Here is a 14,146-nt window from a genome sequence, read left to right on the forward strand (position 1 = left end):
TTGTTCAAGTATCGGCATCGCGCAGGAAGCGCGTGCGCTGGTCGGGGTTGTCGATGTGGCTCGCCAGCAGCCGGAGAAATTCGGCCCTGTCGCAGGTCTGCTTCATGGCGCGCCTGGCGACGATGCGCGCGATTGGCCCGATCAGGACGACCAGCCTGGTCGCGGTCGCGTCGGCCCACGCTTCATCGAAGGGAGCCGGCGCGCGGATCGCCGACGCTGCCGGCGGCAAGCTTGCGGATACCGTTCCGATCGCTCCCGGCGAACTCGCGGTCACCGGCAGACCGGCGCCGGTGCCGTTGGCCAGCAGCTTTTTCTTGAGTAGTTCGAGCGACTGCTGGAACTCGATCCGGCCCACATCGGATGGGATATGCGGCAGCAGCAGGGTGCCCAGCGCGTCGAGGCCATCGGCGCTGTCGGCGACCTTCTTGAGCAGGAACCTGGCCATCGGACCGATCTGGCGCGCCAGGCTGGTTTCGACCTCGGGAAATGCCTGGCGCTTCCAGGGCGTCATGGTGTCCATGCCGGTACCGGTGCCTGCGGACACGACGCTGTGCGACGCGGCCAGGTCCGGCAGGCCGGCGGCGAGCACCGTGCGGTCATCGTCCGCCATGCGGGTGGCGTCCGGGTCGGCGCCGGCGCCGGCTCCCTCGCGTGCCGCGGCCAGCAGGGCCTCATGGAACGCGCGCGCCGATGGGTAGCGCTCGCCCTGTGCCTTGGCCAGCGCGGTGGTTACCACGCGGTCGAAGCGCGTGCCCAGGGCCGGTGCCAGCTGCGAGGGTGCTTGCGGATGGTCGTTGAGAATCTGCTGCATGACGACTGCGGCGCTGCCCGTAAACGGCCGCGCGCCGGTCAGCAGCTGATACAGCACGATTCCGGCCGAGAACACGTCGGAGCGGCCGTCGACCGGTTCGCCCCGAAACTGTTCGGGCGGCATGTAGCTTGGCGTGCCGACCATCGACCCGGCCTGGGTCAGGGTCGAGGACTCGATGCGGGCAATGCCGAAGTCGCTGATTTTCAGCTGGGCGGCCGAAGTGATCAACAGGTTTGCCGGTTTGATATCGCGGTGTACGACGCCGCGCGCATGCGCGTAGTCGAGTCCTTGCAGCAGGTCGCCCATCCAGGCCAGCACGCGCGGCAGGGCGGTCGGGCGGCTGGCCACGAGCAGCGTATCGAGCGCGCTGCCTTCGACGAACTCCATCGCGATGTAAGCCGATTCGTCGTCTTCGCCATAATCGAACACGGTGACGATGTTCGGATGGCTCAGGCGTCCGGCGGCCTGGGCTTCGTTCTTGAAGCGGCTGATCAGGTCGGCCTGCTGGCCATCCGTGAACAATTCCTTGCGAATGGTCTTGAGCGCCACCACGCGTTCGATCCAGGGGTCAAAGGCCTTGTAGACCACGCCCATCGCGCCTTTTCCGAGCACGCTGTCGATGCGGTATTTCCCGAGTTGCGCGATCATCGTTCTACCTTATTCCTGCAGCATCTTCATGGCCGAAGCGAGGCTGGCGCGCATGCGCGCGAACGAGCGGGCCAGGGCCGACAGTTCGTCGCTGCCGTCGACCTCGAATTCCTCGGCGTTGAATTCGCCCAGGCTGACCTGGTCGGCCAGCAGCGACATCCTGGTGATCCGGCGCGTGACGAAATAGTGGACCATGACATTCAGTGCGATGAACAGGAACACGAAGATGACCAGCATCGACAGCATGTAAGTGCGCAGCATCGCGCCGGCGCGGCGCAGCGGCACTTCCATCGGCACCGACACGACCTGCGCACCGACGATTTCCATGTGCTTCCAGCCGAAGCCGTTGTTGCGGCCGTAGATGTCGGTCATGGTTTTCGGCGCCGCATCGGGGACGCTGTGGCAACGCAGGCAGGCTTCGTTCTTGATCTGCAGCGGACGCGCCACGTACAGCGCGGGACCGATTGCCGTGTCGCGCTGGCCGACCAGTTCGGCCAGCGCAGGCTTCGCGCGCAGGGTGTTGACCAGGTCCGCTTCCCAGTCCGCGGCGCGGTCACGCAGGTTGGTCGGATTCAGCGTGGCTTCCTTGTACGTGAAGTCCGGGTATTGCTTGAGCAGTTGGCCCAGCTGTTCGGTGGCGGCAAACGAGGGAATCGATTGTGGAAGGAATTCGTACTTCAGCCGCGTGTCCAGCAGCGGCACGATCTGGGTCGCCGTATAGCTGCGTGCCGCGAGCGCGGACTGCATCAGCACGCGCGCGCTCTGCAGCGTCTCTTCCCGCGCGTTTTGCTGCAGCAGGTAGTTGGTCACGATGCATGCGGCACCGAAACCGATGCCGAAGACCGCCAGGAAGACGATATTGAATTTCGCAGCAATCGACAATTTCATGGAATGTGGTCCCGAGACAGGTTAGTGGGAGCGCGTCGGTGCAGGCGTTCAGCGTGGCGCCGGCGTGAAAGGGCTGAAGCGGCGCTGCACCTGCTGGCGCAGCGAAGGCTGTTCGGCCAGCCACGGCGCCAGTTCGGCAAAGGTAGCCCGGCGCTCGCGTCTGGGGGGCCTTGTCGGCCCTTTGACCGCCACCGGGATCAGCACGTCGAGAAACGCGCGCGGCATCCCGGCAAGAAAATCCCTGGACGGCCGCGTTGCCAGTCTCAGGGGCACAGTCCCGTTCTTGACGCCAAATTGTTCGCGCGGCACCTTGCCGCCCCGTTGCACCTTGCCGTCGGCCAGTTCGGTCACGGGCAGGTCGCTCGATTCGGGGAACAGCTCGCTCGTGCCAGGCACGACATGCAGCGTCACCGTGGCACCGGTGCTGTCGAACTGGACGCCGCCGGTCGACAGGCGCACTCCGTGCGGGACGGCCCCGCGGACCTTCAACCATCCCTTGAGCAAGACCAGCTCCATACCGCGCCCGATAAACACTTGGGAATCGGGTCCGACAGCAACGGTCGATCCTGCGAAGTCCAGCTGGATTGTCGCGTTGCCGGAATCGATCACGTCATCCGCCCGTAATGCGGTGCCGCGGCCGGCGCTGTACATGCCGGTATCGCGCACCAGGTGGACGGCCTGCTCGGCGAACGTGATTGCAATGGGAATGGGCGTTGCGGCGAAGACAGACGCCGGGGCAAAGAGGGAGCAGAGCAAGGCAGCGGGTGCGATCCAGCACGACAATCCAGGAACGCATCGACTCACATTGACTCCCGGGAGAACATCGAACAATATCGGACCATTCGGCCAGGCGCGCTGGCAGCAAAAATGTTCCATTATTCTACAGTATTGTCTACCGGATATGGAGTGATTGAGCTTCGACTGCCCGGATTGACACAAACAACCAACAGCCCGGGGCAACGGGGAACTGTGCTGACGCTTCGGCGGCAATGCCTCCCGGCCGCCGGTCAGCGTCAAGCGAGCGCATTCGCCACAGCGTCGGCATGTGAAGCGACGGCAACGCCCTCGTCAAGCCGCGTTGAGCGTTTTGTCCGGTCCAGCTGCGCAAGCACCTGCTCCAGGGGCAGGGGCCGGGCGAACAGGTAGCCTTGCATGGCCGGCGCGCCGTTGGCGGCGAGGAAGCGTGCCTGTGCCGCCGTTTCCACGCCTTCGGCGACCACTTGCAGTCCCAGGTGACCGGCCATGGCAATCACCGACTGGACAATGGCGCTGCCATTGGCGTTGCCGTGGTGCTTGCTAGCGTCATCGGTAGCGATGTCGGCGATGAAACTGCGGTCGATTTTCAGTTCGAACAGAGGCATGCGCTTGAGGTAGGCCAGGCTGGAGTAACCGGTGCCGAAATCGTCGATCGACATGCGGATGCCAAGCGCGGCAAGTTCATGCATGCGGTCGATGACGCTGTCGTGGGAGTCGACAAACAGGCCTTCGGTGACCTCGAAGATGAGTTGGTCGGCCGGCGTCGCCGTGTCGTGCAGCAGCGTTTTCACCTGGTCGATGAAATCGGGATGGCGGAACTGGGTCGGACTGACATTCACCGACAAGGGCAAGCGGTGTCCCGCATCGTTCAGGCAGTGCCAGGCGGCGCAGGCGTGGCGCAGGGCGAACTGGCCGAGCGTGACAATCAAGCCGTTTTCCTCGGCGACCGGAATGAACAGGTCGGGCGGCACAGTGCTGCCGTCGGCGCGGCGCCAGCGCATCAGCAGTTCGGCGCCGACCGGCTTGCCTTCGGCATTCACCTGCAACTGCAAGTGCATGCCGAGTTCGCCATTGTGGAGGGCTGCGGTGAGGTCTTCCTGCAAAGTCAGGCGGCACTCCATCTCGGTGCGCATCGTGGTTTCGAACAGGGCTACCCGGTTGCGCCCGCCGGCTTTGGCATGGTACATGGCCGTGTCCGCTTCGCTCAGCAGGTCCTGTACCGTGTTGGTGCGCACACCCATCAAGGTCACACCGATACTGGCAGACGACTGGTAGCCATGTCCGCCGACGGCGAACCCCTCGGCGACCGCATGGCGGATCTTTTCGGCGAGTGCGAGCGCGGTGGCGGTGGCTCGTTGCTCGTCATGGCCCAATGCGGCCAGCATGACCACGAATTCATCGCCGCCCAGCCGCGCGACGGTGTCGTACGGCCCGACCAGGCGGCACAAGCGTCCGGCAGCGGTGGTCAGCAGATCGTCACCGGTAGCATGGCCGCGCGCGTCGTTGACCACCTTGAAGTTGTCCAGGTCGATGAACATCAGCGCACCGATGCCGGCACTCGTGTTGGCCTGCTGCGCTTCCAGCCGTTCCATCAGCAGGCGCCGATTCGGCAGTCCTGTCAGTACGTCGTAAAACGCCAGATTGTGGATGTGCATTTCCGATTTTTTGCGCTCGGTGATGTCATGTGCAATCCCCACCCAATGCGTCTGTATGCCGCCCGCATCGGCAAACGGTTTCAGCTCGAATTCGATCCAGTATGGGGCGCCGCTCTTGGTGTAATACTCGAGCTGGCTGGACACCGCGACGCCCTGGTTGATGGCGGCGCCGATCCGCGCGATTTCGAGCGGATCGGAATTGGCGCCAAGGAGTACGCGCCAGCTGCCGCCCATGATCTCCGCGCGGCTGTAACCGGTACGCCGCTCGAAAGCATCGTTGACGTAGATGATCGGTTGATCGGCGTCCGGACGGTCGACAATCCGCGCGATCACGACCATGTCGCTCAGGCCTGACAGCGCCGCGGCGGTCAGGCTCAGTTCAGCGTTGGCTTCATATAGCGCGAGCTTGCCTTCTTGTAGTGAATCGGCAGTGGCATTCAATTCTACAAGCGAATCGGCAAGCCGTTTCAGCAGGAACGAACACGATAAGGTCATACCCGTGGCGAGGAAGCCGTAGGTAATGGTAATCAGCATGGCGTAGCCCAGGCTGCCTTGTGTGACGCCTTGCAACTGCACGGCGCCGATCCCGCTATAGCTGATGATAAACACCGCTGCACTGCCGATTGCGCTCGTCAACAGGGCCATTCGGGTACTCAGCAGCAAGGTTGCCATGACTGGTCCGGCGAGCAGGTACACCTGGCTGCTCGAGCCGACCGTGATCATGAGGCCGCAGCCGAATACAAGGTTCATGGCCAGGAACTGCATGACGCGCGCGCGGAACGCGATACGCTGCGCGAGAAGCAAAGCCGCTACCCAGCCCAGCGAAATGACATCGAGGACCAGGACGTCCTGCCAGTTATCGCCCAATAAAAACAGGCTGGGCGCTGCTGCCAGCAGGCCCAGCGCCAGCGTAATCGAGAGGATTTTGTTGAATAACTGGGCACGCCATCGGGCGAGATTTTCAAACGAGTTCATGTGGAAGCCTGGTTTTATGGCCATCGCGGCACGGCGCAGCGGTATGGTTGACCTTTGGCGGCAGAAATGTCTGTGAGCCGCAGTGCCTATCCGCAGCTTGGACAAGGGATCGAGCGTCCGGCTGCGTGCGCGAGGTCCTCATCATCTTCCATTTGAGGAAATTGACGATAAAGAACTAATATTACATCATAGAAACTAAATTCCTGTGCAATCCATCACAAATGTTGTTTTTCAAGCCGTCAGGCAAAAGAATTCGTCCTGACTACCCGATATGCATGAGTGCCGGCGCCCGCGCGCCAAGCCTCGTCCAGGACAACGCTGGATCAAGCCCCGGAAACCCGGCCTCGCGTGGAAGCGGCGGTGGCAGCACGGCGCGCCAGCGTCATGCCCAGCATCACGCCGGCGCCAAGGCAGAACGCGATGCACAGAGCGGCGACGATGAAAGCATGCGCGATCGCCGCCGGGTCGTCGCGCCCGCCGAGGACCGTATAGAAGATCCCGCCGATCAGGGCCACGCTGAGTGCGGTACTTATCTGCAGGGTGGCGCTGGCGATGCCGGCGATCATTCCGGAATAGGCTGGCGCCACGCGGCCGGTGATCATTTTCATCAGCGTCGGCAGCGCGAGTCCTTGTCCGAAGCCGATGAGGAACAGCAGGACGGCAAGCGGCCTGGTTGCCGGCGCCATGCCTTCCGGCGTGGCGGCGATCAGCCATGCCAGGCCGAGGAAGCCGGCGGTTTCCAGGCCCATGCCGATCGGATTGACCCACTCGCCGAGGTGGCGGCGGCAATAAGGCGTGGACAGGGGCCCCAGCAGGAAGCCGGCGCCGAAAGGCAGGAAGACCAGGCCGGCGTCCAGGGCGCTGACGTGCAGGGCCTTCTGCAGATAGATGGAAAACAGCAGGAAGAAGGAACCGATCGAATAGAAGGACAGGGCGATCAAGAGGGCGCGGCCCAGTCCCGGCGCGCGCAGGACCGCGGGATTGACCAGGGGCGCCCCGCCGGCCCGGGCCAGCCGGCCCTCGAAGCGCCAGAACAAGCGCGCCAGCAGCGGCGCCGCGGCCAGCGACAGCCAGGACCACCACGGCCAGCCGGCCTCGCGGCCCTCGATCAGCGGCACGATCAGCAGCGCCAGGGTCAGCATCGACAGGACCATGCCGCCCGGGTCCAGCTTGCCCGAGCCGCGCTCGCCGGTCCGCTTCAGGAGGGGGATGCCGAACAGGATCACCAGCAGGGCCACCGGCAGGTTGACCAGGAACACCGCGCGCCATCCCATGCCGAACAGGTCCAGCGCGATCAGGACGCCGCCCAGCGCCTGCCCGATGACCGAGGCCAGGCCGAACACCGCGCCATACAGGCTGAGCGCCAGCGGCTTTTCGGATTCCGGGAAGATGGCCTGGACCGAGGCCAGCGCCTGCGGCGCCATCACCGCGGCGCTGATGCCCTGCAGGGCGCGCCCGGCGACCAGGACCCAGGGCGACGGGGCGCAACCGCACAGCAGCGAGGCGGCGGTGAAGCCTATCAGGCCGAGGAAGAACACGCGGCTGCGGCCGAACAGGTCGCCCAGGCGCCCGCCGGTAGTCAGGGTGACCGCATACAGTGCGGCATACGCGGAAATGACCATCTGCTCGGCCGAGGACGAGGTGCCCAGGTCGCCCTGGATGGAAGGCAGCGCCACGTTGACGATGAAAAAGTCGAGCGGCGGCAGCAAGGCGCCGACCAGCAGGACGGCGAACATCGCCCAGCGGCGCGGCTCGGGCAGGGCGGGATGATTCTGTGACATGACACCTCCTTGATGAACCTTTTGGTCATGGTGAGGCGTACAAAGTTGTCTGTGAACTGCCATAAATGTATATTTCATGTACATTTATGTACGGAGCTATGCGATGGAGTGGAGTGACGTCCGGATTTTCCTGGCTGTCGTGCGCGGCGGCTCGTTCGGCGAGGCCGCGCGCATCCTGGGCGTGAGCCATCCGACGGTGGGGCGCCGGATCAAGGCGCTCGAGGACGGGGCGGAGCAGGCGCTGTTCCGTAGGACCAGGGAGGGACTGGTCCTCACCGATGCCGGGGACACGGTGCTGGCGCTGGCCGAATCGATGGAAGATGCCGCGCTGGCCATGGAGCGGCGCCTGGCGGGCAACCACGAGCGCCTCGAGGGCATCTTGCGGATATCCGCGGCGGAATGGTTTGCCGGCTACGTCCTGGCACCCGTGCTGGCCGAACTGACGCATCGCCATCCGGCCGTGGTGCCGGAGGTGATCGCAAGCTACCGCTTGTTGAACCTGGCGCGCCGTGAGGCGGACGTGGCGTTTCGCATCGTGCCGTTCAGCGAGCCGGACATCGTCCAGCGCCGCCTGGTGACGATTTCCTACGGTCTGTATGGCTCGGCCGACACGGCGTCTGCGCTGCACGACGATCCGGCCTCGGTAGGGCTGATTCTCATGAATACCGCGCAATCGCATTTCCCCGATGTCGCCTGGCTGCTCGACAGGTTCCCGCGCTCGCGGCGGGTGTTCACCAGCACGAGCCGGGCCGTTCAGGCACAGATGTGCGTGCGCGGGATGGGCATTGCGGTGCTGCCAAGGCCGCTGGGCGATGCGACAGCCGGGCTGCAGCGTATCGATATGCCGGACCAGCCGCCGGGCAGGGACGTGTGGGTCGGCTACCACCAGGACCTGCGCCACATGGACCGCCTGCGGGCGCTGCTGGACCTCGCCGATGCGATGCTGGCGCAAGGATAAATACTGCCATGCCGCAAAAAATTATATGAACTGAAACGAATCGCGGGTAGGGCACTTTATACTGGGCGGATGAACCAATCCGTCTTCACCATGGCGCCCGATCTGGTCACCGGCGTCCTCGATCCGCGCGGCCCGGTCGCCGCCGACGAATACCAGCTCCTGCAAAACGCCACCGTGGTCATGCTGGCCCTGATCGTGCCGATCATCGTATTGACCCTGGTGTTCGCGTGGTGGTTCAGGGCCGGCAACCGGCGCGCCAAGCGCAGGCCAGACTGGAGTTATTCGGGTGCGCTCGAAGTGGTGAACTGGATGGTGCCGCTGATGATCATCCTGTTCCTCGGCGGGATGGGGTGGGTCGCATCGCATGCGCTGGACCCGGCCAAGCCGCTGCCGTCGCCGGCGCCGCCCCTGAAAATCCAGGTCGTGTCGCTCGACTGGAAATGGCTGTTCATCTACCCGGATGGCGGGGTCGCCGCGGTCAATCACCTAGTCGTGCCGGCCGGGCGCGTGCTGCAGCTGCAACTGACCTCCGGTACCGTCATGAACAGCTTCTTCGTGCCGCAGCTGGGCAGCCAGATCTACACGATGGCCGGGATGACGACCACGCTCCACCTCCAGGCGGACCGGCCCGGCACCTTCCCCGGCCGCTCGGTCCAGTTCAGCGGCGACGGGTTTTCCGACATGCGCTTCGACGTCGAGGCCGTCACGCCGTCCGAGTACGAGGCCTGGCTGGCGCGCACCCGTGCAGGCGGCACCCGCCTGGACGCGAGCGCCTACGCCGCGCTGTCCCGGCCCGGCACCAGTGCCCCGCGCGCCTACCGGCTGGAGGAACCGCAGCTGTTCCAGCACATCCTGGCGGCGTCGATGGCACCGTCTTCCTCTTCTTCTCATTGAAAGCCGTTTCCATGCTGGGCAAACTAGACTGGTCTGCGATTCCCACCGACCAACCCATTCCATTGATCGCCGCCGGCATCGTCGCACTCGGCATGCTGGGCGTCGCCGTCTGGATCACCAGGCGCGGCTGGTGGACCTATTTATGGAAAGAGTGGATCACCAGCGTCGACCATAAAAGGATCGGCGTGATGTACGTACTGCTGGCACTCGTGATGCTGGTGCGCGGTTTCGTCGATGCCCTCATGATGCGCTCGCAGCAGGCGATCGCGGTGGGCGCCAACCAGGGCTTCCTGCCGCCCGAGCACTACAACCAGATCTTTTCCGCGCACGGCACCATCATGATCTTCTTCGTGGGCATGACCTTCATGGTCGGCCTGATGAACTTCGTGGTGCCGCTGCAGATCGGCGCACGCGACGTGGCGTTTCCGACCCTGAACTCGGTCAGCTTCTGGCTCACCGCCTCGGGGGTGCTGCTGCTGAACCTGTCGCTGGTCATCGGCGAGTTCGCGCGCACCGGCTGGCTGGCGTATCCTCCCTTGTCCGAGCTGGCTTACTCGCCCGGCGTCGGGGTCGATTACTACCTGTGGGCGATCCAGATCGCCGGCGTCGGCACGCTGCTGTCCGGCATCAACCTGACCGCGACCATCCTCAAGATGCGCACGATCGGCATGGGCTACATGCGGATGCCGATCTTCTGCTGGACCGCGCTGACGGCCAACCTGCTGATCATCGCGGCGTTTCCGATCCTGACCGCGACGCTGGCCATGCTGACCCTCGACCGCTACCTGGGTTTCCATTTCTTCACCAACGATTTCGGCGGCAACGCCATGATGTACATCAACCTGATCTGGGCCTGGGGCCACCCCGAGGTGTACATCCTGATCCTGCCGGCCTTCGGCGTGTTCAGCGAAGTGATCTCCACCTTTTCCGGCAAGCCGATTTTCGCCTACCGCTCGATGGCCGCGGCGGCGCTGGCGATCTGCGTGCTGTCCTTCATGGTCTGGCTGCACCATTTCTTCACCATGGGCGCCAGCGCCGACGTCAACGGCTTCTTCGGCGTCATGACGATGATCATCGCCGTGCCGACCGGCGTGAAAGTCTTCAACTGGCTGTTCACGATGTACGGCGGGAGCGTGCGGTTTTCGGTGCCGATGATGTGGGCGCTCGGCTTCATGGTCACCTTCATCATCGGCGGCATGACCGGGGTCCTGCTGGCGCTGCCGCCGGTGGACTTCGTCACCCACAACAGCCTGTTCCTGGTGGCGCACTTCCACAACGTGATCATCGGCGGGGTCATTTTCGGCGCCTATGCCGGCTACAACTACTGGTTCCCCAAGGCCTTCGGCTTCACGCTCCACGAAGGCTGGGGCCGCGCCACCTTCTGGTGCTGGCTGGTCGGCTTCTACCTCGCCTTCATGCCGCTGTACCTGCTCGGCTTGATGGGCGCGACACGGCGCATGCAGCATTATGCGGAGCCGGAGTGGCAACCCTTGATGATCGTCGCGCTGTGCGGCGCGCTGTCGATCTGCGCCGGCATCGGCTGCACGATCGTGCAGCTGGTCGTCAGCATCCGTAGCCGGGCGCACAGGCGCGACCTGAGCGGCGACCCATGGGACGGGCGCTCGCTGGAGTGGGCCACGCCGTCGCCGGCGCCGGCCTTCAACTTCGCGACCCCGGTGCAGGTGAATGGCCTCGACGCCTTCTGGACCGCCAAGCGCGCCGGCATGCCGGCGCCGGGCTGGCCCGAGATGCCGGCGCCATCCGCCATCGAGGTGCCGGTACGCACCGGCACCGGCTTCTTCGTCGCCTTCTTCGCGGTCGGCTTCGGATTCGGCATGGTATGGCACATCTGGTGGATGGCCATCGCCAGCCTGCTGGGAATCCTCGGCGTGGCATTGGCGTTTGCCTGGCGCCGGGACGACGAGCATGACATCGACGGCGATGCCGTCGCCGCCGTCTACGCGGCGCCCGCCAGGGAGGTCGCATGAGCGCCATGCTGGATGAACCGATGCAAACAATCGAGCGGCCGATACCGCGTTCGCAGCGCGGACCGGCGGCGCCGCACGTGACCACCAGCTATGGCATGTGGCTGTTCCTGCTCAGCGATATCGTCATGTTCGCCGCCTTCTTCGCCGCCTTCGTGGTCCTGCGCGACCACACGGCGGGTGGACCGGCGGGCCGCGACCTGTTCCACCGTCATACCGTGCTGATCGAGACGGGATGCCTGCTGTTTTCGAGTTTCTCGTGCGCCCTGCTGGGCGTCGGCGTCGAGTACCGCAACAAGGCGGTGACCTATATCGCCGCGGCGGTGACGCTGGCGCTCGGCGCCGCCTTCATGGTGCTGGAACTGTCCGAGTTCACGCAGATGATCGCCGATGGCGCCGGCCCCGGCCGCAGCGCCTTCCTGTCCGGTTTCTTTGCCCTGGTGGGCCTGCATGGCCTGCACGTGGCGTGCGGGATGCTGTGGCTGGTCGTCATGCTGGCGCAGGTCGCCACGCTCGGCTTTTCGCCCAAGGTGGTGCGGCGCCTGCAGTGCTTCAACCTGTTCTGGCACGCGCTCGACATCGTGTGGGTGGGTGTGTTTACCGTCGTGTATCTGGGAGCCTTCACATGAAAACCGAAACAGAGGCAAGCCGCGACGACGAACGCCCCGGCGCCGAGGGCGAACTGCGCACCAAGCTGCTGAAGTACACCGGCGGCCTGCTGCTGTCGATCCTGCTGACCGGGGTGTCGTTCTGGGTCTCGGCCACGGATGCCGTCTGGCCGGGCGGGGTGCCGGTGCTGCTGGCGGCGCTGGCGATCGCGCAGATGGGCGTGCACCTGCTGATGTTCCTGCACGTGTCCAGCGGACCGGAGAGCACCAACAACATCATGTCGCTCGCCTTCGGGGTGTTCGTGGTCGCGCTGGTGATCTTCGGATCGATGATCATCATGCACAGCCTGGATACGCGCATGAACGACATGCCCGTCGATGCGCACCGGACCATGATGGCGCCGTGACCTGAGTGCAAAAGCAGGCGGTCACCGGCGCCGCCTTAGTTGACGAGTACGGCGCTGGCAGGATCCGGTGCCATGCTTCCCTCCATGACCAGGACGCGCTGGGCGGCGGGTGCCGCGGCTGCCGCATTGGCTTGCGCGAAGGTGCGCACCGGGCCGATCATCGTGCCCGCGGCCGTGCCCTTCGCATCGGTGCGCAGCGCACCGGCCTGCTGTCCGCCGAGGTACACGGTGTACGGCGTATCGGGCTTGAGCTTGAATACGCTGATATCCAGCGCGTCGACCACGCCCAGCTGGCGCGCCACCAGCAGACCGCGGCCGGGTCCGGTGGCTGCCTTGAGCGATACCGATTGAGAATCGCCATTCACGCGTTTGCTCAGATTCTCGGCACTGCCGGGCGCGGCGACATGCGACAGGTAGACCAGGGCTTGCGGCGCCTGGCCCCCCGGCATGTGCGCGATCACGCGGTTGCTGGCCGGGTCGATCACTTCGGAGCCATCCCCGTTTTCCAGGCCGACGTAGACCCGGCTGCTGTCGTCCGAGGTCCATATCCCGTGTGGCAGCGCACCGGTCGGGATGCTGGCCACGAGTTTCGCTTCCTTGTCGGTGGTGTACACCTTGACCAGGTTCTCGCCGCCGACGCTGACGTAGGCCCGCACCTGGCCGCCCACCTTGGCAAAGGCCAGGTGGTTGGTGATGAACCCGGTGTCGATGACGCCCGTCACCGCCAACGTGCGGGTATCGATGCGGGTGACCTTGCCCACGTCCTTGTGGGTCATCCACATTTCCTTGAAGTCGGGCGTGAACTGCAGGAAGGGCGAGAACGGACTCACCACCGGAATCCGTTTGATCACCTTGTGCGCCTTGACGTCGATGACGTCGACCTCCGGGGTAAAGCTGGACACCGCAAACGCCAGCTTGCCGTCCGGCATGAACTGCACCATGCCGGGGCCGACGGCGGTCGGAATGCGGCGCGTCTCCTTGTACGTATGCGGGTCGATGACGGAAATATAGTCTTCCCCGCGCACCACGACCCAGACTTCCTTGCCGTCGGCAGTGAAGAAGCCCTCGTGCGGCGAGCGCCCCACATAGGTCTTGCCCTTGACCTTGTTGGTGGCGGTATCGATGAAGGTCACCGAGTTCGACCCGTTCGAAATCGCGATCAGGGTTTTGTGGTCGGGTGAAAAGCCCAGGCCGTGCACGTTGATCTCGCCGCGGTACAACGGCGACAGCACATCGGGACGCCCATTGCCGAGCACGATCTGGCCCAGCAGCTGGTTGGTGGACGGGTCGAACACCGACACCGTATTCGTGTTCTGGTCGGCCGTATAGACGCGGTCAGAGGCCGCGGGCAGCGCCTGCGCGGCGTGGGCGGCCCCGATCAGTCCGGCCAGGACGAGGATGCGTTTGATGGGTTTCATTTTTTCTCCTTGGTATCGTGGTGACGCGCCAGCCAGGCATGCATCACATTGATTTCGTTTTGCTGCTCGGCGATGATGCCGAGTGCGAGGTTGCGCAGTTCCGGGTCCTGATTGTTGAGCAGTATTGCCTTGGCCATGTCGATCGCGCCCTGGTGGTGCGGCAGCATCATGGTCACGAAATCGTGTCCGGGGTCGCCGTTCATCGGTGCCGCCTGCATGCCGGCATCCATGGCCGCCATCGCATCGTCCATCAGGCGGGCAAAGGACCGGTCACTGCTCGCCACGAACGGCGCCGGTGCGGGCGCGGGTTTGGTCGCCGCCGGGGACGCCGCCATGCCATGGTGCATGTGCATCTCCTGGGC

The 14,146-nt window shown here is 64.7% G+C and carries 12 protein-coding genes; 5 read left to right on the forward strand and 7 right to left on the reverse strand.

Annotated elements, in window-relative coordinates; translation table 11 throughout:
• Window positions 1-4: 4 nt before the first annotated feature.
• From FBX97_RS17945 to FBX97_RS17965, 5 genes are all read right to left on the reverse strand, one after another.
• On the reverse strand, window positions 5-1,459 hold the full coding sequence (locus FBX97_RS17945; protein ID WP_141834137.1) for a serine/threonine-protein kinase: 1,455 nt from the start codon (window positions 1,457-1,459) through the stop codon (window positions 5-7).
• 9 nt (window positions 1,460-1,468) lie between these two features.
• Entirely contained in the window at window positions 1,469-2,347 is an 879-nt protein-coding gene (locus FBX97_RS17950) for a DUF3365 domain-containing protein (protein WP_141834140.1), read from the reverse strand.
• A gap of 48 nt (window positions 2,348-2,395) precedes the next feature.
• Complete coding sequence (locus FBX97_RS17955) at window positions 2,396-3,103, reverse strand: hypothetical protein (RefSeq protein ID WP_141834143.1); 708 nt, start codon at window positions 3,101-3,103, stop codon at window positions 2,396-2,398.
• A 257-nt stretch (window positions 3,104-3,360) separates the two neighbouring features.
• The gene (locus tag FBX97_RS17960; RefSeq protein WP_141834146.1) at window positions 3,361-5,733 is read right to left on the reverse strand and encodes a bifunctional diguanylate cyclase/phosphodiesterase; all 2,373 of its coding nucleotides are present in this window, start codon (window positions 5,731-5,733) and stop codon (window positions 3,361-3,363) included.
• 323 nt (window positions 5,734-6,056) lie between these two features.
• Complete coding sequence (locus FBX97_RS17965; RefSeq protein WP_141834151.1) at window positions 6,057-7,514, reverse strand: MFS transporter; 1,458 nt, start codon at window positions 7,512-7,514, stop codon at window positions 6,057-6,059.
• 103 nt (window positions 7,515-7,617) lie between these two features.
• Here FBX97_RS17965 and FBX97_RS17970 point away from each other — a divergent pair, with 103 nt between their 5' ends.
• The 5 genes from FBX97_RS17970 (at window position 7,618) to FBX97_RS17990 (ending at window position 12,366) form a co-directional block, all read left to right on the forward strand.
• Window positions 7,618-8,472 carry a LysR family transcriptional regulator gene (locus FBX97_RS17970; RefSeq protein WP_141834153.1) on the forward strand — a complete coding sequence of 285 codons (855 nt, stop codon included), beginning with the start codon at window positions 7,618-7,620 and terminating at the stop codon, window positions 8,470-8,472.
• A 69-nt stretch (window positions 8,473-8,541) separates the two neighbouring features.
• Window positions 8,542-9,366, forward strand: coding sequence for a ubiquinol oxidase subunit II (cyoA, locus tag FBX97_RS17975; protein ID WP_141834156.1), 825 nt, complete (start codon window positions 8,542-8,544; stop codon window positions 9,364-9,366).
• 11 nt (window positions 9,367-9,377) lie between these two features.
• Complete coding sequence (cyoB, locus tag FBX97_RS17980; protein ID WP_141834159.1) at window positions 9,378-11,354, forward strand: cytochrome o ubiquinol oxidase subunit I; 1,977 nt, start codon at window positions 9,378-9,380, stop codon at window positions 11,352-11,354.
• Window positions 11,351-11,980, forward strand: a complete 630-nt coding sequence (locus FBX97_RS17985) for a cytochrome c oxidase subunit 3 (protein WP_141834162.1) — start codon at window positions 11,351-11,353, stop codon at window positions 11,978-11,980. Before cyoB ends, FBX97_RS17985 begins: the two co-directional genes overlap by 4 nt.
• Window positions 11,977-12,366 (forward strand): cytochrome o ubiquinol/quinol oxidase subunit IV, encoded by a 390-nt coding sequence (locus FBX97_RS17990; RefSeq protein ID WP_141834165.1) that lies wholly within the window; start codon window positions 11,977-11,979, stop codon window positions 12,364-12,366. The genes FBX97_RS17985 and FBX97_RS17990 overlap by 4 nt, the downstream gene beginning before the upstream one ends.
• Before the next feature lie 35 nt (window positions 12,367-12,401).
• Here FBX97_RS17990 and FBX97_RS17995 read toward each other — a convergent pair whose 3' ends face one another.
• Together FBX97_RS17995 and FBX97_RS18000 are read right to left on the reverse strand one after the other, a co-directional pair.
• Entirely contained in the window at window positions 12,402-13,784 is a 1,383-nt protein-coding gene (locus tag FBX97_RS17995; RefSeq protein WP_141834168.1) for a hypothetical protein, read from the reverse strand.
• Complete coding sequence (locus tag FBX97_RS18000) at window positions 13,781-14,137, reverse strand: DUF305 domain-containing protein (RefSeq protein ID WP_141834667.1); 357 nt, start codon at window positions 14,135-14,137, stop codon at window positions 13,781-13,783. The genes FBX97_RS17995 and FBX97_RS18000 overlap by 4 nt, the downstream gene beginning before the upstream one ends.
• Window positions 14,138-14,146: the final 9 nt, after the last annotated feature.

Origin of the sequence: Herbaspirillum sp. SJZ107 (assembly GCF_006715485.1) — a bacterium.
Taxonomy (GTDB): domain Bacteria; phylum Pseudomonadota; class Gammaproteobacteria; order Burkholderiales; family Burkholderiaceae_D; genus Telluria.

Coding starts and splice junctions, on each gene's coding strand:
- FBX97_RS17945 (WP_141834137.1), bottom strand. CDS start 1,459: ATGATCGCGCAACTCGGGAAATACCGCATCGACAGCGTGCTCGGAAAA.
- FBX97_RS17950 (WP_141834140.1), bottom strand. CDS start 2,347: ATGAAATTGTCGATTGCTGCGAAATTCAATATCGTCTTCCTGGCGGTC.
- FBX97_RS17960 (WP_141834146.1), bottom strand. CDS start 5,733: ATGAACTCGTTTGAAAATCTCGCCCGATGGCGTGCCCAGTTATTCAAC.
- FBX97_RS17965 (WP_141834151.1), bottom strand. CDS start 7,514: ATGTCACAGAATCATCCCGCCCTGCCCGAGCCGCGCCGCTGGGCGATG.
- FBX97_RS17970 (WP_141834153.1), top strand. CDS start 7,618: ATGGAGTGGAGTGACGTCCGGATTTTCCTGGCTGTCGTGCGCGGCGGC.
- cyoA (WP_141834156.1), top strand. CDS start 8,542: ATGAACCAATCCGTCTTCACCATGGCGCCCGATCTGGTCACCGGCGTC.
- cyoB (WP_141834159.1), top strand. CDS start 9,378: ATGCTGGGCAAACTAGACTGGTCTGCGATTCCCACCGACCAACCCATT.
- FBX97_RS17985 (WP_141834162.1), top strand. CDS start 11,351: ATGAGCGCCATGCTGGATGAACCGATGCAAACAATCGAGCGGCCGATA.
- FBX97_RS17990 (WP_141834165.1), top strand. CDS start 11,977: ATGAAAACCGAAACAGAGGCAAGCCGCGACGACGAACGCCCCGGCGCC.
- FBX97_RS17995 (WP_141834168.1), bottom strand. CDS start 13,784: ATGAAACCCATCAAACGCATCCTCGTCCTGGCCGGACTGATCGGGGCC.
- FBX97_RS18000 (WP_141834667.1), bottom strand. CDS start 14,137: ATGCACATGCACCATGGCATGGCGGCGTCCCCGGCGGCGACCAAACCC.